The 22,576-nt window shown below is 64.3% G+C and carries 20 protein-coding genes and 1 riboswitch; of the genes, 8 read left to right on the top strand and 12 right to left on the bottom strand.

Features of this window, described 5'->3' with window-relative positions:
* Positions 1-72: 72 nt before the first annotated feature.
* The 10 genes from pnuC to ACZ1JV_RS00245 form a co-directional block, all read right to left on the bottom strand.
* Positions 73-645 carry a nicotinamide riboside transporter PnuC gene (gene pnuC / locus ACZ1JV_RS00290; protein ID WP_465149104.1) on the bottom strand — a complete coding sequence of 191 codons (573 nt, stop codon included), beginning with the start codon at positions 643-645 and terminating at the stop codon, positions 73-75.
* A complete protein-coding gene (locus ACZ1JV_RS00285; protein WP_465149103.1) occupies positions 645-1,787 on the bottom strand; it encodes a phosphotransferase enzyme family protein in 1,143 nt (380 codons plus the stop codon). The genes pnuC and ACZ1JV_RS00285 overlap by 1 nt, the downstream gene beginning before the upstream one ends.
* A gap of 2 nt (positions 1,788-1,789) precedes the next feature.
* Entirely contained in the window at positions 1,790-4,078 is a 2,289-nt protein-coding gene (locus tag ACZ1JV_RS00280) for a TonB-dependent receptor (protein WP_465149102.1), read from the bottom strand.
* 31 nt (positions 4,079-4,109) lie between these two features.
* Positions 4,110-4,219, bottom strand: a riboswitch (TPP riboswitch).
* Between the two features lie 80 nt (positions 4,220-4,299).
* Complete coding sequence (locus tag ACZ1JV_RS00275) at positions 4,300-5,370, bottom strand: nucleotidyltransferase domain-containing protein (RefSeq protein WP_465149101.1); 1,071 nt, start codon at positions 5,368-5,370, stop codon at positions 4,300-4,302.
* Entirely contained in the window at positions 5,367-6,563 is a 1,197-nt protein-coding gene (locus tag ACZ1JV_RS00270) for a hypothetical protein (RefSeq protein ID WP_465149100.1), read from the bottom strand. The genes ACZ1JV_RS00275 and ACZ1JV_RS00270 overlap by 4 nt, the downstream gene beginning before the upstream one ends.
* Before the next feature lie 65 nt (positions 6,564-6,628).
* Positions 6,629-7,039, bottom strand: a complete 411-nt coding sequence (locus tag ACZ1JV_RS00265) for a hypothetical protein (protein WP_465149099.1) — start codon at positions 7,037-7,039, stop codon at positions 6,629-6,631.
* A 347-nt stretch (positions 7,040-7,386) separates the two neighbouring features.
* Positions 7,387-8,037, bottom strand: coding sequence for a response regulator (locus ACZ1JV_RS00260; protein WP_465149098.1), 651 nt, complete (start codon positions 8,035-8,037; stop codon positions 7,387-7,389).
* Entirely contained in the window at positions 8,037-9,629 is a 1,593-nt protein-coding gene (locus ACZ1JV_RS00255) for a sensor histidine kinase (RefSeq protein WP_465149097.1), read from the bottom strand. Before ACZ1JV_RS00255 ends, ACZ1JV_RS00260 begins: the two co-directional genes overlap by 1 nt.
* Positions 9,630-9,636: 7 nt before the next feature.
* Positions 9,637-9,762, bottom strand: a complete 126-nt coding sequence (locus tag ACZ1JV_RS00250; protein WP_465149096.1) for a hypothetical protein — start codon at positions 9,760-9,762, stop codon at positions 9,637-9,639.
* Between the two features lie 132 nt (positions 9,763-9,894).
* Positions 9,895-11,073, bottom strand: a complete 1,179-nt coding sequence (locus ACZ1JV_RS00245) for an acyltransferase family protein (protein WP_465149095.1) — start codon at positions 11,071-11,073, stop codon at positions 9,895-9,897.
* A gap of 506 nt (positions 11,074-11,579) precedes the next feature.
* Between ACZ1JV_RS00245 and ACZ1JV_RS00240 the strand changes: the two genes are divergently transcribed.
* Entirely contained in the window at positions 11,580-11,855 is a 276-nt protein-coding gene (locus ACZ1JV_RS00240; protein WP_465139022.1) for a hypothetical protein, read from the top strand.
* Positions 11,856-12,160: 305 nt separating this feature from the next.
* Positions 12,161-13,756 (top strand): sulfotransferase family protein, encoded by a 1,596-nt coding sequence (locus tag ACZ1JV_RS00235; protein ID WP_465149094.1) that lies wholly within the window; start codon positions 12,161-12,163, stop codon positions 13,754-13,756.
* A 95-nt stretch (positions 13,757-13,851) separates the two neighbouring features.
* Here ACZ1JV_RS00235 and ACZ1JV_RS00230 read toward each other — a convergent pair whose 3' ends face one another.
* Together ACZ1JV_RS00230 and ACZ1JV_RS00225 are read right to left on the bottom strand one after the other, a co-directional pair.
* On the bottom strand, positions 13,852-16,233 hold the full coding sequence (locus ACZ1JV_RS00230) for a TonB-dependent receptor (protein WP_465149093.1): 2,382 nt from the start codon (positions 16,231-16,233) through the stop codon (positions 13,852-13,854).
* 265 nt (positions 16,234-16,498) lie between these two features.
* Entirely contained in the window at positions 16,499-17,512 is a 1,014-nt protein-coding gene (locus ACZ1JV_RS00225) for a sterol desaturase family protein (RefSeq protein WP_465149092.1), read from the bottom strand.
* Positions 17,513-17,949: 437 nt separating this feature from the next.
* Here ACZ1JV_RS00225 and ACZ1JV_RS00220 point away from each other — a divergent pair, with 437 nt between their 5' ends.
* The 6 genes from ACZ1JV_RS00220 (at position 17,950) to ACZ1JV_RS00195 (ending at position 22,576) form a co-directional block, all read left to right on the top strand.
* Positions 17,950-18,432 carry a CopG family ribbon-helix-helix protein gene (locus tag ACZ1JV_RS00220; protein WP_465140292.1) on the top strand — a complete coding sequence of 161 codons (483 nt, stop codon included), beginning with the start codon at positions 17,950-17,952 and terminating at the stop codon, positions 18,430-18,432.
* Between the two features lie 150 nt (positions 18,433-18,582).
* The gene (locus ACZ1JV_RS00215) at positions 18,583-19,629 is read left to right on the top strand and encodes a putative urea ABC transporter substrate-binding protein (RefSeq protein WP_465140293.1); all 1,047 of its coding nucleotides are present in this window, start codon (positions 18,583-18,585) and stop codon (positions 19,627-19,629) included.
* Between the two features lie 39 nt (positions 19,630-19,668).
* Entirely contained in the window at positions 19,669-20,484 is an 816-nt protein-coding gene (locus ACZ1JV_RS00210) for an ABC transporter permease (protein ID WP_465139026.1), read from the top strand.
* The gene (locus ACZ1JV_RS00205; RefSeq protein WP_465139027.1) at positions 20,481-21,263 is read left to right on the top strand and encodes an ATP-binding cassette domain-containing protein; all 783 of its coding nucleotides are present in this window, start codon (positions 20,481-20,483) and stop codon (positions 21,261-21,263) included. Before ACZ1JV_RS00210 ends, ACZ1JV_RS00205 begins: the two co-directional genes overlap by 4 nt.
* A gap of 12 nt (positions 21,264-21,275) precedes the next feature.
* Positions 21,276-21,752: a CopG family ribbon-helix-helix protein gene (locus ACZ1JV_RS00200; protein WP_465139028.1), complete on the top strand. Its 477-nt coding sequence runs from the start codon at positions 21,276-21,278 to the stop codon at positions 21,750-21,752.
* Complete coding sequence (locus ACZ1JV_RS00195; protein ID WP_465149091.1) at positions 21,752-22,576, top strand: urea amidolyase associated protein UAAP1; 825 nt, start codon at positions 21,752-21,754, stop codon at positions 22,574-22,576. The genes ACZ1JV_RS00200 and ACZ1JV_RS00195 overlap by 1 nt, the downstream gene beginning before the upstream one ends.

Raw genomic sequence — 22,576 nt, 5'->3', positions numbered from 1 at the left:
CCTCTAAGGACCTGAGGGATCTACCGATCGGCTTGCAGAGGGGCAGCCCGCTTATGCCGTTGGGGGGCATTGTCAGGCCGCGCTGGCGTATCCGGCCGCCGCCTGCCGCCAGCGAACATAGCCCAGCACCGCCAGCCCCACCATCGCGGCGTAGAGCCCGGCCGTCAGCCACAGCCCCTTGAACACGAACATCCCGACGTAGAGAACGTCCACCGCAATCCAGAGCAGCCAGTTGGCTGCGTGGCGCCGCGCCGTCCAGTATTGGGCGACAAGGCTGAAGCTGCTGAGCCCCGAGTCCATCCACGGCAAGGCGGCATCGGTATAGCGGCTGGTGAACCAGCCGATGGCGATTGCACCGATTGCGCCTGTCGCCAGCCCAAGCCACGCCTTCGTGGGGGACAGGGGGCTCACCAGGACCTCGCCGGTCTGGTCCTTCCCCCGCGCCCAGACGATCCAGCCGTAGACGATGGCAATGCCGAACAGCGCCTGCAGCACCATGTCGGAATAGAGCCGCACGTCGAGGAACAGCTTGAAGTAGAGCGCGCAGGCCAGAAGGTTCACCGGCCAGCACAGCAACCGGCGCTTCGCCGTCAGCCAGATCCCCGCGAAGCTGACGATTACGGCGATGATTTCGAGCGCCGACATCAGGCCTGCTCTCCGTTCTTGAGGTCTTGCAGAAAGGCCTGCCCCGGCGGGGAGAGGAACCAGTCGGCATGGTCGATCAGGTAATCCTGCCAGGCCATCATCGCCTGATCGGGATCGGCAAGGATACCGGCGAAGTAATCGGCTTCGGACAGTGCGAATTCGATGTGCACCAGCGGCAGCAGGCGGGTCACGGCCTCGATATCCGCAGCGGTCAGCGGCAGAATGGTCCGGTATCCGGCAAGTAGCGCCAGTGCGGCTTCGGCATCGGGCGGGCCGGCGTCCATTTCCAGCCAGGGAATGGCCGTGCGCTCGATGGCGGTGGCAATATCGTGCAGCGCGCAGGTTCGCGTCGCCAGCCCGAAGTCGAACACCGCGCTCACCCTGCCTTCGGGCGACCACAGCAGGTTGGAGGGATGCCAGTCGTTATGCGTCCAGAGCGGCGGCTGGGTTTCCAGCAGTTCCGAAAGCCCTTCGCCCAGAGCCGCGAACAGCCGGGTCAGTTCGCCACGCCAGTTCTTGTCCGCCAGAAAACCGGCCAGTGCCGGCCGGGCCGCGACGTAGGCTGCCGCCGCCGCCAACGGGTCGCGGGCGGGCAGGATGGTGAGGCTGGAGATAAGCGGATGGTTCCCGCGCGCGGGCGCCGTGAAGTCGCGGGCGGCCCGATGCAACAGCGCCAGTGCGACGCCCGCTTCATGGGCATGGCCTTGCGAGAGGAACGGCGTCCACGATTGCCGGTCACGGTAGAGATCGCAGCCCGGCGCACGGCGGTGCAGTTCGTAGCTCCATTCGCCACTGGCGATGGCGCTGGTTCCATCGGTTGCGGTCAGGACATCGGGCACCGCCAGCCCCGCCGCGCGCAAGTGCGCCATGAACGCATGTTCCTCCGCCAGCGCGGCGGGGCTGCGCAGGCGGCGGTGGTGGCGCTTCAGAAAGAACGCGCCGCGGTCCGTCTCCACCAGCGTCGCGGCCGAGAACGGGCGCGGCGAATGCCAGCGCAGCCCTGCCAGAGCGCCCGCTGCCGGGAACCGGGCCAGCACCATCTCTGCCTCTGCCGTCGTGATCGTCGGCCAGACCGGCGCCTCCAGCGCCGTGCCCATACCGTGCACGAAATGCGGGGCAAGATCTGGCGCCGCGCCGCTCATCGTCAGAAGGCCCGGCTGAGCGACACCACGAAGGCGCGCCCGCTTCCCACGTAGTAAGTCGGTGCGGAGCCGGCGATCACCGTGCCGCCCCGGCCCACCGTATCCAGCGCATTGCTGCTGATCGCCTGCACGCCGGACAGGACATGCGGGTTGGTGACGTTGATGGCGTTGAGGCGCAGGTCCATGCGCTGCGCATCGATCAGCCCCGCCAGATGCACGCCCACCGACAGGTCTAGCGTGGCATAGCCCTTGATGCTCTCGTCATTCATGAAGGTCGCATATTGGCGGCCGACGTATTTCAGCGCGGTGCTGCCGAACAGGCGGCCATCGTCATAGGTGCTACCCATGGCGAACTGCACTTTCGGGCTAGCCACGGCGCGCTTGCCCTTGGTCGGCAGATAGTCGTCGCCGATGGCCAGATCGTCGCCCTGGCGCGTGTGCAGGTATTCGCCGGAGAGATAGACGCTGACGCCCTTGGCCGGTCGATAGTCGATCTCTCCATCCAAGCCGTAGGATGTCTGGCTGCCGGCATTGACGGTGGAATTGACCAGCGCGCCGCCGCTGTCGATCACTGTCGCCACCTGACGGTTGCGGAAGTGGTAGTGGAACGCGGTCAGCGAGAACGACAGGCTGGGGCCGATGTAGCGATAGCCCAGCTCTTCGGAGACCGAATATTCGTTCTTGAGATTGTCCGCCCCCTGGCTGACCACCTCGCCGCCGTAATAGCTGTTGTAGAGCGCGAACTCGTTCGGCGTGCGGAAGTTGGTGGTCACGTTGGCGAAGACCTGCTGGCGGTCGTCCAACTGGTAGTGCACCGCCGCCCGGGGAAGGGCGGCGAAGCTGTTACTGCGAACGGTCGATTGTGGGCCAGGCAGGTAATTGCGGCCATTGCGCAGGACGTCCACGCCCTTGAAGCCCAGATCGACGCCAAGGCGCGGCGTCACCTGAATGCTGTCGGCCAGGAAGAAACCCTTGGTCACCGTTTCGGTGCGCGCATTTTCGTAGGCGAGCAGGCGGCCGTCGGCGGTTTTGATCGCCTCGCTCTGGTGGCCCCACTGGTCGACCGGGTGCCCGTCCGCGTCGATCGAGGTGTAGGACTGGGTGACGCGGTCGGTGCCGTAATCGAACCAGAGCCCGGCCATGATCCGGTGCGCGCCGGCCTGCAGGGTCAGCTTGCTGACGTCACCCACGCGCATCTGCTTGCCGGTCCAGTTGCCCAGAACGGTCGCCACCCCGTCCACCGCGCCGGGCAGCGCGATCGGCTGGGTCAGTTCCTCGGTGCCCAGGAAGTTGCCGGTTTCGGTCAGCTGCGTGGCATAGGGGGCATTGCCGTATCCGAACTGCAGGTAGCCGGTGCTGTCGAAGGAGAGCCGGTCGTTCAGCTTCAGGTGCAGCGGCGCGGCCATGTAGACGTTGCGGAACGGCGCGCGATAGAGCCGCCAGTAATTGAGGTCACCCTCGGTATAGTGCTTGTCGTAATTGAAGCCGCGGCCATAGGCCTGCCAGTCCGCCAGCGTGGGGCTGGGGTAGGTGGAGGTCTTGGCCTGGTTGAACGAGACCGCGATGCTGGCGCGGTTGCCGTCGCCCCATTCGTTCAGCAGCTTCGCATCGACGTGCTGGCGCGTATCGAAGCCCGCGCCGCGCCAGTTGTCCGCGCGGTTGTTGGAATAGGAGACGAAGGCCTTCAGCCCGGTCTTCCCGATGGTGCCGGTATCGAACCGCACGAAGGCGCGCCGTTCGTTGTAGGAGCCCAGCGAGAGATTGACGAGGCCGCCCATCGCGGCCTTGGGATCGTCCAGCGAGAGCGAGAGCAGGCCGCCTGCGGCCGCCACCACCGGCGCGTCGATATCCGCCGCGCCTTGCGCCAGTGTGACCTGCCGGACATTCTCGGCATCGGCGAATTGCGAGGGGTAGGCGTAGTAGTAACCGATGTCGTTCTGCGGCGCGCCTTCCATCAGTACGCCGATCTGGTCCTGCCCCAGCCCGCGCAGGGTCAGGCTGGAACTGGTCGACAGGCCATAGGGATCGCTGGTCGAAACGTTCGCGCCGGGCAGCAGGTTCACCAGCTGGAAGGCGTTCAACGTCGGCGCCTGCTTGACGATGAAGTCGCTGGAAATGGCGCTGACCGCCTTGGGCGCGGTCTGGTCCGGCAGCAGGCCTTCGGGATCGGGATGGCCAATCACCTTGATGTCGGCAGGCGCGTCGTCATCGGCAAAGGCTGTCGTCGTCGCGCCGGCGAGCAGTGCCGGCACCAGCATGGCGCCGCTCAGATATCTGTACTTGAAAGGCATTCTAACGCGTCCACTCCACTGGAGGGACAACGGATCTGCCGCCGGCCCTCCCTACGCCGGTGTCAACCGGATCAGGTTCAGCGGGTCGTGGTCTGCTGACCACCTCTCAGCCGCGCGTCAGCGGCCCCCCGGGGTAGCGGCCGTTTAGGCGGTCGGATGCCTTGTGAAAAGCCCCATCGCGAGCGCCCTGCCGATTTATGGCCGTTTTGTGAAAGCGGCGTTCAGCAGAACTTGCCGGGACCGGGGGAGCGGACGGCCTTGCGCGCCATGCTGCCGCCGCGCAGCAGCGGCGCGGGCATGAAATGCCGGCGTTCCTGGCGGGCGGAGGGGAAGTCTTCGCGAACCCCGCGCGGCCATTCCAGCGCCAGCGTGGCCAGCGTCAGCGGCCAGCGCAGTCGCGGCCGATCGGCCTGCAGCAATTGGCGGCGATGCTGGAGGCGCGGCCACACCCCGCTGCAGAATCGGCGGGGGACGGGCACGCCGAACAGGGTCTTCAACGCCAGCAACTGGGTGCGAAGCGCCCGCTGCGCCTGCCGCGTGATGAACAGGCTATCGAGGATCTGCCAGTCTATCCCGTGCTCCGATCGGGCCAGCCGCGCCAGATCGTGGAGGTGGCGCATGTCGATCAGGCCGCGCCAGTAATCCAGCTCCTGAAGCTGATCGTGCGATGTGAGCAAGGCCGCCTGCGCCGCCGGCGAAGGCAGCAGCGCCTGCTTGCCGCCGATCCGCACGGGCCGGCAATGCGGCGCCAGCAGTGCATGGTCGAAGCGGGGATTGCTGCCCTTCATGCGGCCGTGAAGGTCGATCATGCCGACGTCGCTGTCGCGAAACAGGACGATGGGCGCATCTTCCTGCCCGCTATCGGCGTAGACGTGGAAGCCGTGATCCATCAACCGGTTGCGCGCCTTGCGGCTGACGCCGGAGGGAAGCATCAGGTCCAGATCGCCCATGATGCGGCCCTGCATGGCAGGTTCGCCCAGCGAGACCAGCAGCGCCGCGCCTTTCAGCAGGATCGGTGTGACGCCGATCTGTGCGAGCAGGTCCAGCACTTCTTCCAGCATCGCCATGAGCCGCCGGTTGCGTTCCCGGTTCGCCTCCACCACGCAGGTCAGATAGGCCCGGGCATCCTCGGGAACGCTGCGGTCCATCGGCGTCAGGCGGGCGCCGAGGCTGGCAATCGTCATCGTCCGGTTGGCCTGGCCGATCAGCCGTTCCCAGTCGTCCCCGTCCAGACCGCCGATCCTGCCATCCAGCGCGGCGGCGAGCGCGCGCACGCCGATCTGTGCCATCATCCCGCCGATCCGCCGCGATCAAGCAGTTCGACCGCTTCGGCCAAGCTGGAATAGGTCAACCGCAGGCATCGCGCGCCCGCGACCAGTTCGCTCATCATCCGAACGTCGGCGGCGCTCGATCGCCCTTTGCGGGCATAGGCGCCGCGAAACAGGGCCTGCAGTGCGGTGAGCGGATCGACGGGGGTGAGTTCGGCGCGCGCCTTGGCGTGCCTGTCCAGCACCACGATCCAGCCGACCGGATAACGGCCGGTCTGCGGATTGAGCATCGGCACATAACGCAGGAGCGCGCCGTCGAGCCGGCGATGCACCGGCGCCTGTGCGATGGCGGCGCGACAATGCGATACAAGGTCCCAGGAGCCGGCCTTCAGCGTCGGGAAGAAAGGCAGGCCCTGTGCTGCGCCATCGGCATCGATCAGGGTCACGTCATCGGCGGCATAACCGTATCCCGCTTCCGTCAGCGCCACGCAGAGCGTGCTCTTGCCCGCGCCGGGATCGCCGCAGAGCAGCAGCGCGCGGCCTTGCCGGACCAGCGCCGCCGCGTGAAGGGCGATGCGTCCGCAGTCCGCCAATGCCTCTTCCACCAGCCGTGCCTTCAGCGTCGGCACGGTCTGTTCCGCCGTGACGATGCGGGCAGCGCGTCCGGTCCGCGCAATCGTGATTTCCGCCTCCGGTCCTGCCGGGCCCTCGGCCAGCAGATGCCAGCAGGGTTCGGAAGAGGTCGTTACGCGCGTCAGGCTGGGAACCGGAAGAACGACAGAGCCGCATTGGCGATCGATGGCCACTTCCGTTTGCCGGCCGGCCAGATCGAAGCGAAAGCGGCGGGTTGCCGGATCATCGGCTTCGGGAACGGTGGTGGCGAGCAGACCGGCGCCGGACCATAGCCGCAGCCGTGCCCGGATCGCTTCGGATGCCAGATCGGCATCCATGCCGTGCCGGACGCAAAGTTGCACAAGGTTTTCCAACGGTATGGCGCGCGCCGTCAGTTCATGGACGACCAAGGCGCCCAGCGGATCAATCTCGTAAAGCTCTTGCGTCGCTTCGTAAAACAGCGCCTCTCGCCCCGGCAGGGCGATCAGGCTGACGCCGGGCGCCAATTGCCATGATCGATCCGATTTTCGATTTGCCGGGTTGGAGGGTGTTGCATCGATGGTCCCGCGACGAGGCGCGCCATCGTCGCTCTGCGCCGATGCCATGCCATGCGCGAGGAGCGGTGCCGGAGCGATATCTGTCGATCGATCGTCCCGCACCGCCAGCTCGATCAGCCTTTTTCGTGCCTTACGCCGCTGTCGCGGCTGCCGCCCGCGCTCTCGCGACTTCCGCCGCCAGTGTCGCCGTGACCTCCGCCGCCGGTGTCGCCGCCACCGCCGCCACCCGTGTCGCCGCCGCCGCCAACGCTGCCGCCGCCATCGCCGAAGCCGCCGCCGCCTGAATCGCCGCCGCCAATACCGCCACCTCCGGTACCGCCGCCGTCACCGCCCCCTCCGCCGGAACTGCCGCCGCCGCCCCCACCACCGCCACCGCCGCCTGAAGCGGCAATCGCCGGGGACGATAGCGAAGTCGAAAGAAGTACCGTCAAGGTTGGCGGCACGGTGAGCGCAAAGCGGCCGGCCGTCTTGAGGAAGTTCCGCCGGTGCGATTCACCGAACAGGTCGGGGCTCTGATCGTCCATCGCAGGATCCCTCTGCTGCTGATCGAGACTGTCCCGCCGCATCCACGCCGGAACGTGACTTGGTGATACACCTCTACGCCCGCACGGGCATCTATCGGGGGATATAACTCTCTAGGGTCAGGACCTATTAATCACGCCTGCGAGGTTTGCATCAAAATGGCTCATCGCGAGGAAGGAAGGCGCCGGAATATGTCCATATTTCAAGACTTCCTGACGCTGCGCTGGGCCATTTTGATCAAACGAAGTTCACCGAAGGTAAATCCCTTCATTCCAGCGCCTCGCAGGTGTGATTAATAGATCCTGACCCTAGGGTAGCCCGGCATCGTTTGAGCAGCGGCAGCGCGATTTCAACCGTCGGAAGAAGGCCCCGCGCTGCCATGCCGCGCAACCATCAGGGCAACGGCGGTGCGGTTGTCCGCACCCAGTTTCGAATAGATGCTGTGCAAGTGGATCTTCACCGTGCCCAGACTGATCGCCAGGTCGGCGGCGATGTCGCGGTTCGCCTTGCCTTCGGCCAGCAGGCGGGTGACTTCCCATTCGCGCCGCGTCAGGCTGTCGAAGGGAGAGACTTCCCGCTCTTCCACCCGGTGCCGGCTTACGGCCGAAGCCACCAGATGCGGTGGCAGCCAGCGTCCGCCGCGGGCCACTTTTCTAAGGCATTCGATCAGCGTGGTGGAAGCCATGTCCTTCAGAATGATGCCGGCCACCCCGCCGGCAATCGCTTCCACGACCTGACTGTCGGAAATCGTGGCGCTGAGCAGGACCACGCGAACCGGCCAGCCGTTCTGGTTGATCCGCGCCAGCACCCCCAGCCCGTCCAGGCCGGGCATGCTCACATCCACCAGCGCGATATCCGGGCGATAGTGCTGGATGTGGCGCAGCGCCGTTTCGCCATCGCGCGCGGTGGCGACCACGTTCAGATCCGCATCGTCGCCAAGCAGGGTCTGTATTCCGCTGAGGATCAGGTGATGGTCATCGCATACGACAATGTCGACCATCAGGTGCCCGCCTCCACCGGCAAAGTCAGCAGCAGGCGATAACCGCGCGGGCTGTCCGTCGCATCGAGCGCACCGCCGAGATCGGCCATCCGCTCGCACAGCGATTGGGGCAGGGCGGCGCGCCCTTCCAGGCCGCAACCGTCATCCTCGATCTCCACATGAAGATCGCCATGGCGGGCGCTGACGTCGATCCTGAGCGCGCCCGCCGATCCGTGCCGCACGGCATTTGCGGTGGCTTCCGACAGGGCGAGGCACAGTTCGGCGGCGGTCTCGTCGCTCACCTGAAGGCTTTCCGGTTCCACCGAAACGTCCAGCCGGCAGGCCCATTGCGAGGCAAGCGGTTCGGCCAGGGTCAGCAATTGGCGCTTCAGCGAACCGGGCGTTACGGGGCTTGCGCGGGTGCCGTTGACCAGGGTGCGCAGGCGGGCGTGCTGATGGCGCAGCAGATTGCGCACCTGGTTCATTGGCGCCTGTGCGTCGGGCGGCAGCGCCGCCGCAGTGGAATCGATCTGCCACACTGCGGCCGTCAGATCCTGCAACAGGCTGTCGTGAACATCGCGCATCACCCGCACGCGTTCCTTCAGGCTGGCGGCGGCAACCAGACTGGCAGCTATCGAGAACTGTTCCAGCGCCAGCGCGATCCGCGCACCGATGATCCGGGTGAATGCCTCCACATTCTCGTCCCGGAAGGCCGGGTCGATCACGATGACCAGTCCGTGATAGCGGATGCCCTGAAACTCGGCCAGGTGCAGCGATTGCCGCGCGGCGCCCAGCAGATCGGTCCAGGCGGCGTTGTCGACTTGCGAACCCAGCCATTCCAGCATGCCGTGAGGATCCGCCCCAGCCATGGCCTTCATGTCCGCCAGCGCGATCGAGAACGTCACCCCGTCGATGAATTCGCAGCGGCTGCCGGTCCAGAACGCGATCGTCGGCCGGCCGTCTTCCTGATCCTGCCAGACCACGGCGATGCGATCGGTGCCCAGCACTCTGGCGGCATGTTGCAGCGATTCCGCAAGCCAGGGCCGATCGTCGTCGGGCATGACATGGATCGGCCATGCCGCCAGTTCCTGCAGGCGCCGTTCATTGCGGGCGCGATAGCTGCCGAAGAAGCCGAGCATAAGGGCCGCCACCCAGGCATAGACAAACCGCATCAGCAGTACGTTCATCGACCAGTCGCTGCCTTCGCGGATGTCCGAAATGGTAACGGCGACAAGCAGGAATTGCAGCAGCAGCGCGGTGGCCAGAACCCCGGTCCAGCCCCAACGCATCGTCGCGCTGATCAGCGCGAACGTGAAGAACACGAAAAACGGGCTTTGCAGGTCGTCCGAATAATGGGCCAGCACGCCCAGCGTCACGATATCGATGCCGGTCTGCACGATGCGTGAGGTTTCGCGCCAGCGCGGCGGTGCGGGCACGAGCAGGAAAACCACGCTGACGACGACATAGCCGCACAGGACCGTGTACGTCTCCGTCACGTTGGCGCGCGGGGTGGTGGGATCGAGATAGACCGCGACGAGCGACAGGCTGGAGGCGAGCAGCCGCGCGGCGGCAATCAGCATCTCCGGATCGGCCTGATTGATCCGGCTCGGCAAGCCGGGGCTACCGGTGAATTTTACGCCGGAACGGGAAGCAGGCCGCGAATTCGGCCAATTGGCTGTCCGTGGGATTGATCGTGCCTTCGACATCGAGATCGCGGGTCCAGAATGCCGGCTGGAAGCGGACCATGGCCGTCCGCATCCGCGCAGCGTGAATGCCCTGGTCCTGTCCCGCCCCATCAGCCTCGATTGTGCAAGGTTGCGCGCCGGGCGCCGCACAGGGCAAGGAGGGAATGGGCGTAATACCAAATCGACCGCCCGATCAGCCCTGCGCCTCGATCGGCGTCGCGGTCGGCGGGCGGAGGTCCTGCGGGAATGCGGCTTGGGTGCGGCCCCCATGGCGACGGCGCATGGTCCTGACGGCGCGGGTAATCGGCAGCTCGATGCCGGTGTGGATCAGCGATCCGGCGGCCAGACACACCAGCCCCGCCGCGATCATGAATGTGCTGCCATGGCCCTTGGCAAGCCATGGCGCGGACAGGGTCGCCAGGAAGTGCATGATCGGCGCGTGGAAAAGATAGGTGCTGAAAGAGGCATTGCCGATATGGAGCAACAGCCGCCGCGCCGGAATATCGCTGCGGTGCCCGTTGCCTGCGGCCAGCAGCGCCACGCAAGTGCATGTCAGGAAAGAGATCGCCTGCCAGACTAGGCTGCCGTTCTGCAGCCTGAATTCCCAGTAGCCCGTCAGCGCCGCCACCATCAGCGTCAGCGAACCGCCGATCGCAACGGGGCCGGGCACTTGCGGCACGCGGCGAAAGCCGATGGCGATCGCGATGCCGACGGAGAAGAACAGCATGTTCTTGTAGGAATAGAACGCGACGATCCGGCGCAGTTCCGCGTCCTGCACGTGCCCGACGGCCAAGGCCCCGCAGGCGACCATGCCGACGATGATCGCCATGCAGGCCGCCGGCCCGATCTGGCGGGGGAACAGCAGGCACAGCGCGAAGAGGCTGTAGAACAGCATTTCGTAGGTGATCGTCCAGCCTACGCCGACGATGGGCGTCATCCTGGGATCCACGGCATCCTCGAAATTCGGCAGGAACGTGAAGGATGTCAGGATGTGGCCGGTGGTGTAGTGAAACCCTTCCATCGCGCCCACGGCGATCATCAGCAGCGTTGCCAGCCAGTAGAGCGGCACGAGCCGGGTCAGGCGTTTCCAGGCGAAATCGGCGAATCTGTACCGGGGGCGATAGCTGCGGGTCGGCTCCGTCGTGTACATCATGATGAAGCCGCTGATCACGAAGAACAGGTTCACGCCCATCTTCCCGATCGTTCCCGCAAAGTCGCCCACCAGGCCGAAATGCGGATCATACGGGATGACCGCCAGCATGGCGTGATCGATCACCACCATGACGGCGGCGATGCCGCGCAGCGCCTGCAATCCGTCTAGCATGTCCTGCCGTCCATCGGCGGCGGCGTTGTGCTGGTGCGTCGTCGTCATGCTTCGTCTCTCCCCGGAGACCATCGGCGCAATCGACGAAATAGTACGGACGGCGAGAAGGGCGGCAATGGTGGCAAATAGGAGCGGAGTACTGCGGGCCCGCCGGCCCGTTCTCGCGGTCAGCTGGTCCGATCAGGCGCGATTGTCGGCGCGGGCCGGTTGCGGCGTGCCCCGCGTGATCGCGGTGGACAATCAGGCGTGAAAAATCTGTGAATAACGCAGGCACAGCGATCGTGAAAGGCGTGGAAATCGCCGGCTGTTAAGCACGATTCTGTTAGGCACCAGTATTATTGGCCCAAGATTTTTTGAACGGCGCCAAGATATTGTGGCCTGTATACAGAACGTTGTCGGCGCTAGTGAGCGGATCCGGGTGTGCTGGAACATCCGTTTGGGTCGTCATCGGGCAATATCAAGGAATCAATAGGTCTGCTCCCCTACCTCAATAGCGCAATTGCAACCCTGGGCCGGCCCGCGCATTTTCCCTTAGGCAATTAAGGAGATTGCGCATGGCAAACGAATGCATCGCCTATCGGGATTCGAAGGGCGGCCTTCATGGCAGCGCCGAGAAAGCCACGCTGGAAGATCTGGCCGGCGTGTTGGGGCGCGTTGGCGATGAAGGCGGGATGACTGCCGGCGTCGCGCGGATGATCTTCGACAAGCGCGCGGAAATCGAACGCGTATTTGCCGAGCACGATGCGATCATGGCCTCTGCCATAGGGAGGGAGGAAAAGGGCGCGCCGGTACCGCGCAGCGATACGCCGGCGATCCATGCGGTGAACTGAATCGGCGGCCTGACAAGGCGGCGCAGGCGGGGCGCTGCGACCGAGCCGGTCATTCGGTAAGGCACGCCTTTCGGCAATGCAGCAATTGCCAAGGCGTGGCCGAGTGATTAGGCTCGTTTCCCAAGCAAGCGACGGCGTCTTGGGGCACGCTCTGGCGAAATGATCTTACCTTCACCGATCTTCCTGATTGCAAACTTGCGCCTTTCCGCCCGGTTGCGGCTGCCGTCCTGTTTCGGCCCGCAAATCGGTACGGGGCGCGCCCGTGAATCTTGCCCCCCTGAATCTGACCTCATGAATCTGGCCCCATGAATTTGGAAGCCCAGGCCAGAGCCGCCTTGCGGCGGGGCGACTTGCCCGCAGTCGCCGATGCCGCAAAGGCGCTTGTACAGGCCCGTCCCGATCGGCCGGAGGGGTTTTTCCTGTTGGGCATGGCCGCGGCCGAAGCGCGACAGATGACCCACGCCATTTCCTTGATGGAAGCCGCCGTGAAGCGCGGGCCGCAGCCGGAGCATCTGGCACAACTGGCAAGGCTGCTGGTTCTGTTGCGGCGTGAGGGCGAGGCGGGCGACGCGGCGCGGGCGGCATTGGCCCTGGCCCCGCGCGATGCGCTGACACTCGATACCATCGGCTGCGTGCTCACGCGGCTGGGCGATCATGAAGCGTCGATCGCGCCGTTTTCGGCGGCGGTGGCGGCGGAGCCCGGCAATGCCGAATATCGCTACAACCTGGCGGCTGCGAGCGGTTTTACCGGCCGCGTGGAGGAAGCGCGCGGGCATTACGAGGCGATCCTTGCCGCCGATGCCGGCAATGGGAGAGCGCATTATGCGTTGGCCATCCTGTCCCGTCAGACGGCACAGGCGAACCATGTGCCCCGCCTTGAAAGCGCCCTTGCCGCGGCGAACAATCCGAACAACGCCCTGCGCATTCGCTACGCCCTGGCGAAGGAGATGGAGGACATCGGCGATGCGGCAGGATCCTACCGCCATCTGTCAACCGCGAACGCCGCGCAGAAGCAGGTGCTGGGGTATGAATTCGGCCATGACCGCGCGATCTTCGATGCGATCGAGGCGGTGTTCGGGGGTGGCGGCCTTTGTGGCGGCCTTTGCGATGGGTTGGCCGAGAACGCCTCGCCGGAAGCACCCATTTTCGTGGTAGGGATGCCGCGCACGGGGACCACACTGGTCGATCGCATCCTGTCATCGCATCCCGATGTGGAGGCGGCCGGCGAACTTCAGGCCATGCCGCTGGCGGTCAAGCAACTTTCCGGAACAGTGTCGCGCCGCATCATCGATCCGGAGACGGTTGCAGCAAGCGCCGAGATCGATCCGGCCGCCGTCGCCGATGCCTATCTGGCGCGTGCCGCGCATCACCGGCGGACGGAAAGGCCCCGCTTCACCGACAAGTTGCCGGCCAATTTCCTCTACATCGGCCATATCGCGCGGGCTTTTCCCAATACCCGGATCGTCTGCCTGCGGCGCAACCCGATGGACACGATCTGGAGCAACTACAAGAACCTCTTCGCCAGCCAGTCCGCCTACTACGCCTATTCGTATGACCTGATGGATACGGCGCGCTATTTCGCGCGTTTCGATGGGCTTATGGCGCTTTGGGAGCGTTTGTGGCCGGGGCGCGTGCTGCAATTGTCCTATGAGGCGCTGGTTGCCGATTTCGAAGGGCAGACGCGGCGCCTGATCGATTATTGCGGGCTGGACTGGAACGAGGCGTGCCTGTCGTTCCACGAGAATGGTGCCGCCGTCGCCACGCCCAGCGCGGCGCAAGTGCGCCGCCCGATCAATTCCGATGGACTGGGCAAGTGGCGCGCCCATGCCGAGGCGCTGGAACCGGCGCGCGCATGGTTGGCAGAGCAGGGACTGGCAGAACTGGGGATTCCGGTCGAATAACCCGCTGCATTGGTAGTGATAAGCGGTTGTACTGCATGCAATTGAGGCGCTTTCCCGGTCTTGCGGGAAAGCGCCTCAATCGTTTCAGCCTAACATCAGTACTTGATGCTGGCCTCGATGCCGATCGTGCGGGGATTGAGCACGGATTGGCGGTAGTAGCGGACGACAACGCCGTCGTTGATGCCGATGCGCGACCGGTCGGAGCCGACCGAGACGACGGCATACTTGTCGAAGATGTTGTTGGCGAACAGGCTGACGCTGTACTTGTCGGTCTCGTACGTCAGCGATGCGCGGTGGAGCACGTAGCTGGGGATCTTGTCGCCATAGCCGCGATCCCAGCCAAGGCGGGAAACCACGTTGCCGCGATAGGTTGCGGTCCAGTTCGCGATCAGGCTGCCGTCCTTCATCGGCGCGGTGTAAGTGGCGCCCAGGCTGCCCGAATTCTTCGCGGAACCCGGCAGACGATCGCCCGAAAGCGCGTCGAGCTGCGTGAACTTCGGCCGCGCGTCGTAATCGTTCGGCGTCGTGCGGATGGTGATGATGCCGGGGATATCCTCGGTCAGCTTGGCATCGGTGTAGGAATAGGTGCCCTGGATCGCCAGTTGCGGCACAGGCCGGAACTGGAACGAGGTTTCGAAGCCCTGCGACTTGGCGGAACCACCGTTCACAGTGATGCCGGTGGCGCCGTAGAGCGTTGCGGAATCGACCTGGATGCCGTCCCACTTGATGTGGAAGACGTCGAAGTTGAACATCAGCTTGCGATCGAACAGCTGCATACGCATGCCGATTTCGGCGTTGCGCGTCTTGTCCGGGCCGTACTGGAGTTCATTCGGCAGCGCGCAGGCATTCTGCTGGTTGGCCGGTACCGGATCGGGGCAGGGGGCAACCCTGTTGGGGCCGCCGATGCGATAGCCCTTGCTGTACGTGCCGTAGAGCATGAGGTCCGGGGTGAAGTTGTAGGACGTGTTGAACTTCCACACCCAACCGTCCTGCTTCGCGTGGCCGCCCGCCGCGGAGACGTCATAGGGGCTGAGCGGATCGCCCAGCAGCGGCAGCACCAGCGCACCCTGAATGTCAGAGGTATACTTGAAGTAGCGCGCGCCGCCCGTCACCTGCCATTCCGGCGTGATGTGGAAGGTGCCTTCGCCGAAGATCGCCTTCTCCGTCACCTTCGACTTGGTGTAGCTGACGTATTCAAGATCGTCCGGATTGCCGGTTACGCCGTAGAAGTCCGAGAGTCCCGGCACATGCTCGGCATAGTCGTTGTGCATCTTCTGCTGGTTATAGAACCCGCCGAGCACCCAGTTGAACGGGCCGCCATGGCGCGAGACCAGGCGGATTTCCTGGTTGAACTGCTTGCGGCGGTTGTCGGATTCGTTCCAGCTGGAGAAGGCCGGGAACAGTTCGTAATCGTAGTCGAGGTCGAGCAGCAGGTCGGTATTGTCGCTCTGGCTCTTGGCGCGGACATTGGTGTAGGCCGTGGTCGAAACCAGGTCGGCGATGTCCGCGATGTTCGCGTTGATCTCCATGCTGGCCAGGTGCGCGCGGCGGTTGGTCGGCTCCTTGTAACGGCTGGCATTCTCATACTTGCCGGTGCCGAGCACGCCCGCGCTGTTGGACTGCGAACCGTCCGACCGGGTGCGCTGGAACGCGTACGTGAAGATCGCCTTCAGGTCTTCGCTGGTCTGCAGCAGCAGCTGGTTGCGGGTGGTGAAAGTCCGCTCGAAGTTGAGGTCGCGCCGGCTGGTCAGGTTTTCGCGATAGTCCTCCGGCGTAACGCCGGTGGTGCCGCTGGGCTGGGGCAGCGAAACGCCGGGCTGCTGCAGGATCAGCGGATAGTCGATGAAGCCGGGGTCATAGTAGTATCCGGTGGAGGACCGAAACGCGATATGGTCCTTCACGATCGGGATGTTGATCATGCCGTCCAGCTGATAGCCGGGATCGCTGGCGTGCGCCTTGTCGTAGAACCGGCCGTGGACGGAACCTTCGAAGTTCGACACGTCGGGACGGTTCGGGATGTAGCGGATCGCGCCGGCCAGGGTGCCCAGGCCGTAGAGCGTGCCTTGCGGGCCCAGCAGCGTTTCCACGCGCTGGATGTCGAGCAGCTTGAAATCGTAATAGAGCGGCACTTCGCCCAGATAGATACCCAGCGAATCGTCATAGTTGGAACCGTCAGATCCCACGTCGGATGCATTCAGGCCGCGCAGAACGATCGTGCCGGTCGATCCGGGGCCGGTGTCCGAAATCGTCATGCCGGGGGTGAAATCGGCAAGATCGCGAACATCGTTGATCCGCATGCGGGCCAGTTCTTCCGAACCGATCGCCGAAATGTTGATCGGCGTGTCCATCAGCGTCGTGCTGCGGCGGGTGCCGGTGACGATAATGGTGTCACCCTGGTCGGTGGCCGCCGAGTCCTGCGGGGCGGTTGCAGCCTCTGCCGACGAGGATTGTGCAAGTGCCGGAACGGCGAGCGTCATGGTCGAAAATACGGTTGCGGACAGAAGCGCCGCCCTCATTTTTGCGCGATGTGACATAGGCTTCCCTGTTATCTGGTCGTTGTCTTTGCGCCGTGGCCTGCTCCTGCCAGAACTCTATGGCCGTTGCGTTTTTGGTAGGATGGACGTGCCGGCCATCGCTTTGCGGATGTTGTGTCGGCGCGCTTTTTGGGTCTCGACGAAGTCTAATGACGGTCGAGGTAGGCTTGTTGTGGTTATCGGGATGCGATGTGGATCAAGGGGCGGATCAAGGGACCGCGGGTTTCGCCCTTAGCCATGCGAACATGGGTTGGAACGGAAACAGGAATTGCTGCGGGATCGACAGTCGCTTGCGTTCGTCCTGGCCGACCACGGCGGATTCGCCGTTGCGGTACGTGCCGAACAGGCGATCAATCAGGATCAGCGAGTTGGCATAGTTGCAGCGGGTCTCTTCATAGCCCACCGAATGGTGCAGGCTGTGGTTTTGGATCGTCGTGAAGAACAGCGAATAGAACTTCGGCGGATCCGATCGCACATTGGCATGGGCGAAAGTGGAAATGACGCCCAGCACATTGAGGGCGCAGAACACCGCGGCGTCCGGAAGATCGAACAGCGCCACGACGCTCAGGCTGATCAGGAACAGCTCGATCGGGTTGCCGACATAGCCCTTCATCGCGTTGAGCTGGGTAATGTGGTGGTGGGGCGCGTGGGTTAGCCACAGCGGCGTCCAGTTGTGCATCGCCCGGTGCATCCAGTACTGGCCGAACTCGATCAGGAATACCACCAGCGCCACTTGCGCCACGAACGGCATATGCATGGCCCAATCGGTGGTGATGCCCAGCGATTGCTTGAGCGTGCGCAGCGGATCGTCGGCCAGTTTCGCGGTGCACCAGGCGATCGCGGTGGAGCCCAGCACCACGTAGAACAAGTCCGTAGCGAACTCGCGCCGATTGAGGCGCCAGCCGGGGTGGCGTTCGTTGACGTATTCCAGGCCCTGCACGAACAGACTGATTACTGCGGAGGTAACCACGATCGACCACGGACTTTCGATCCACGACCGGGGGCCATAGGCCCAGAACAGCACGACTGCGACAATCATGGCCGGCGGGATGAAATTGAAGATCGTGTTTTTCAGGCCGGCGCGAGCATCCGCGCTTTTGCCAACACTGTCCATTGCGGGAGAGACGTATCCGGAAACGGGATTTGCGCTGGCTTCGGGGAAAGCGATACCGGATCGCCCTTCGCCCGAAAGAATGGCATTGCTGGTCGGCAAGTGCTCCATCGAAAATCCCCCATCGGGGCCGGAAATCCGGCCCAATGCTACAGTCTCTCTCTCCCGCTTGCTTTCGCTCTCATCGGCGACTGGATACACGGTATGGATATTACCTTTCCCGTCAAGAGTATTATTTTCGGACGAGTCCCGCGTGCCGTGAAAGGCTGAAAATGGGGAAATTCCAGTGGCTCGTCCAAAAGGGGCTGCGCGCATCCTGCACCGATGCTCACGGTTCGGGGCGTGACGATCCACACCGTGGCGACCGCAAAGCGCCGATTCGCCCGGCGGTGTGTGGAAACGGCAACTGGTATCGGCGCGGAGCTTGATATAGGGCCATAGACCGCCTGAATTTGCCACGCGGCCGCCGCGTTGTCGTGATGCTGCCGTGATGTTGTTGAGAGGATTGCCGCTTGAGCACCGACCCCGCCAGCCTTGCCCGCCTCAGCATGAGCCTTCCGGCCGACCTTTTTCGCCAGCTGGACATGATGGTGGAGGAGCGCGGCCTGCCTTCCCGCTCGCAACTGATCGCCGAACTGATCCGCCACGCACTGGCCGAGCATGAGGCGATGACCAGGCCGGAGGAGATGTTGGCCGGCACGATCACGCTGGTCTATCGGGGCGATCGCGGGCGCGTGCGGCACCAGTTGGCGGAGAGCCAGGCCGAATACCTGAAGGAAGTCATATCCTCGCAGCACGTGTTCCTTGAGGACGACCAATCGATGGAAGTGCTGCTGGTGCAAGGGCCGGCTGCGCGCCTGAAGGAACTGTGCGATGCGCTGCGCGCGATTCGCGGCGTGCATCAGTTGCAGCTCGTCACCACCACCGCATTGCTGCCGCCATTGCATGAGCAGGAAGGCCCCGGCGCGGCCGAGAAGCCGGACGGCGCCGCCCGCCCGCGCAAGAGCCCGGCGAAAGAGCCCGCAGCCTGACGGAGCGAACGGCAATTTTGCCCGCCAGTATTACAGAGTCGCTATCTCGTAATATTTTGTGATGGACAACCCTTTCAAACGCGGCAATGCTGCATTGCGAAAGGGGTCCGATTCATGATGTCACCGATGCGTAGGGTAGCCAAGATCGCAATGCTTGCGGGGTTGCTTGCCACAACCGCCTGCTCCCAGACTTCGAGCGACGCGGCAAAGCCGCGGACCGAATTCAATATTGGCTGGTCGATCTACGCCGGCTGGATGCCGTGGCCTTATGCGCAGCAGGCCGGCATCGTGAAGAAATGGGCGGATAAGTACGGTCTGAAGATCAATATCGTCCAGGTGAATGACTACGTCGAATCGGTGAACCAGTACACCGCCGGCAAGCTGGACGGCGTGACGGTCGCCAACATGGACGCCCTGACTATTCCCGCCGCCGGCGGCAAGGACACCAGCGCCATCATCGTCGGCGATTATTCGAACGGCAACGACGGCATCATGCTGAAGGGCGGCGGCGATCTGAAGTCGCTGAAGGGTAAGCAGATCAATCTGGTAGAGCTTTCGGTGTCGCACTACCTGCTTGCACGCGGGCTCAGCTCGGCGGGCATGGCGCTTACCGACGTGAAGACGGTGAACACCACGGATGCGGATATCGTCGGCGCTTTCGCCAGCCCCGATGTCACCGCCGCCGTCGCCTGGAACCCGCAGCTTTCGGTGATGAAGGCACAGGCCGGCGCGAAGGAAGTGTTCAGTTCGGCCAATATCCCGGGCGAGATTCTCGACCTGCTGGCGGTCGACACCGCTACGCTGAAGGCCAATCCCAACCTCGGCAAGGCGCTGACCGGCATCTGGTACGAAACCGTGGCGCTGATGAAGCGTCAGGATGCGCAGGGCAAGGCAGCGCGCGCGGCCATGGCGAAGCTGGCCGGCTCCACGCCGGAAGCTTTCGATGGCCAGCTGACCACCACTTACCTCTATTCCGATCCGAAGGCGGCCGTGGCGGCAACGGCTTCGCCCGCGCTGATCACCACGATGACCCGCGTGCGCGACTTCAGCTTCTCCAAGGGGCTGTTCAAGGGCGCCACTTCGGCCGACGCGGTGGGCATGTCCTTCCCCGGCGGCAAGACTCTTGGCGATCCGCAGCACGTGACGCTGCGCTTCGACGACAGCTTCATGAAGATGGCGGCCGACGGCAAGCTCTGATCCGCTTCGGCACCGCTTCCTCAAGGTGAAATGACGACAATGCGTTGGATGAATCGTCAAGTTCGGCGAAGCGATCGTCTGCTGCTCGGCGCTGCGCCGATCCTGCTGCTGGTCGTGGTCTATCTGGTGCTGGCGGCCAGCCGCCATGCCGCCAATCCGGCCGACAAGATATTGCCGCTGCCCGACGGGATGGTGCAGGCCATGTCCGCGCTGATCGCCCAGCCGGATCCATTGACCGGGCAGCTGGTGTTCTGGGCGGATACGCTGGCCAGTCTGGAGCGTCTGGGCATCGGCCTTGGCATCTCCACGCTGATGGCGCTCGTCGTGGGCCTTGCCCTCGGCGTGCTGCCACCGGTGCGCGCGACTTTCGGGCCACTGGTGACCGGCATTGCCGTCATTCCGCCGATCGCGCTGCTGCCGATCCTGTTCATTGCACTGGGGCTGGGGGAAACCGCGAAGGTCGCGCTGATCGTCATCGGCATTGCGCCGGTGATGATCCGCGACATCGCGGCACATGTCACCGCCCTGCCAAGGGAGCAGATCGTCAAGGCGCAGACTTTGGGGGCCAGCAGCTGGCAGGTGATGATCCGCGTGGCGCTGCCGCAGGCGATGCCGCGATTGCTGCAGGCCATGCGGCTGGCGCTGGGGCCGGCATGGGTCTTCCTGATCTCTGCAGAGGCGATCGCATCGGACGTCGGCCTTGGCTACCGCATCTTCCTTGTCCGCCGCTATCTCTCGATGGACGTCATCCTGCCTTACGTCGCGTGGATCGCCTTTCTGGCGATCGTCATGGACGTGGCGCTGGCGTTCCTGAGCCGGCGAATGTTCCCCTGGGCGCATGGAGAGAGCCATTGAGCGCGCTACTCACCCTTCGCGACGTCTGGGTCGAATATGGCGACAAGATCGTCATCGAGAAGCTGGACCTCGACATTCACGCCCGCTCCTTCGTGTCGGTGGTCGGGCCTTCGGGGGCGGGGAAGAGCAGTTTCCTGCGCCTGATCCTTGGGCAGGAAGCTCCCACGCGCGGGAAAATCTCGCTCGACGGGGAGCCGCTGGTGCCCGAATGCGGGCCCGATCGCGGCGTGGTGTTCCAGCGCTATTCGGTGTTTCCGCACTTGTCCGCCCTGCGCAACGTCGTGCTCGGCATGGAATGCGCGCAGGCGCCATTCTCCGCCCGATTGTTCGGCGCGAAACGCCGCGCGGCGGAAGAGGAAGCTGCCGAGATGCTGAAGGCGGTGGGATTGGGGGACAGCATGCACCTCTATCCCGCGCAGATGTCGGGCGGGATGCAGCAGCGTCTGGCCATCGCGCAGGCCCTGGTGAAACGCCCGCGCATCCTGCTGCTGGACGAGCCGTTCGGCGCGCTCGATCCCGGTATCCGGGCGGACATGCATCTGTTGATCCGCCGCCTCTGGAGCGAATATGCGCTGACCATCGTGATGGTGACGCACGACATTCGCGAGGCTTTCACGCTGGGCACCCGCGTGCTCGCTTTCGACAAGCGCCGCCACGATCCGCACGCCCCGCACCGTTTCGGCGCCACCGTCGTCTACGATCTGGCGCTGCGTGAGCGGAATGAGGAAACCGTCGAAAAAATCGACAGTATTACTATTGACGCAATAGGTAATAACTGAGAGGGTCTGCTCATGGGCTCCGAATCTTCCAGCCTGGCAAGGCTCAGCATGAGCCTACCGGCAGACCTCTTCAGACAGCTCGACACGATGGTGGAGGAACGCGGATTGCCGTCCCGTTCCCAGCTGATCGCCGAACTGATCCGCCATGCTCTTGCCGAGCATGAATCGCTTACCCGTCCGGACGAGATGCTCGCCGGTACGATTACCCTGGTCTACCGAAGCGAACGGGGCCGCGTGCGCCACCAGCTTTCGCAAACCCAGGCGCACTATCTGAAGGAAGTGATCTCTTCCCAGCACGTGGTGCTGGAAGACGATCAATCGCTGGAAGTTCTGCTGGTGCAGGGCCCGGCCGTGCGGCTGAAGGAACTGTGCGACGCCATTCGGCGGGTGCGCGGTGTGCAGCAGCTGGGCCTTGTCACCACCACATCGCTTCTGCCGCCTCTCTACGAGCAGGACGGCCACACCATCAAACCGATCGGAGCCATCTGATGACCGAGATTCTGGCCAATCCCCTGGCCGCGCGGGACCATGCGCGCAGCATGGAAGGTACGGTAGTCGAAACCATGCCGGTGCTGCCGCCGGTTGCGGACGACCTGCCTGCGGGTGTGAGCACCGACGATCTGTTGTGGGAAGAGACGATTGCCGCCGGCGGTTACGCCACGCGCCGCCTGTCGCGCGGAACGCGGTTGCGCCTGATCGATCTGAAAGGCGATGCCTGCGCATCGCTGCTGGTGTTCAACGCCGAAATGCCGACCGAGCGGCTGAACGTGGCCGATACCGTGAAAGTGCAGTGGAACGCCTATCTGGGCGCGGGCAAGCTGCTGCTTTCGGACATGGGCCGTGTGTTGCTGAGCATTCTGGAAGACGATGCCGGTACGCACGACACTTTTGCCGGTACATCCAATGCCGCGACCAATGCAGCCAAGTATGGGGATGGCAGCAATAGCGGTCCTCATCCCAATGGGCGCGATCGTTTCCTGCTGGGCGCCGCCAAGCATGGGCTGGGCCGCCGCGACGTCCATCCCTGCGTCACGCTGTTCAAGGGCACCCATATCGAGGCGGACGGCACGATCACGCCTGAGGTCGGCCCCTTCGCGCCGGGCCGCAGCCTGGTGCTGCGTGCCGAGATGGACGTGATCGTGGTCATCGCGAATTGCCCGCACGTGCTCGACCCCCGGCCCGAATGGTCGGTGACGCCGTTACGTGCGACCGGCTGGCGCGGCCCCGTCACCGGTGAGGACGATGCCGTTCGCACGGCCACGCCGGAAGGCCTGCGCGCCTTCAAGAACGTCGAAGACTACTTCCGCCGCTGA

This window comes from Novosphingobium sp. BL-S-19 (assembly GCF_055521675.1).
This window is presented reverse-complemented; position numbering and strand designations above follow the sequence as displayed.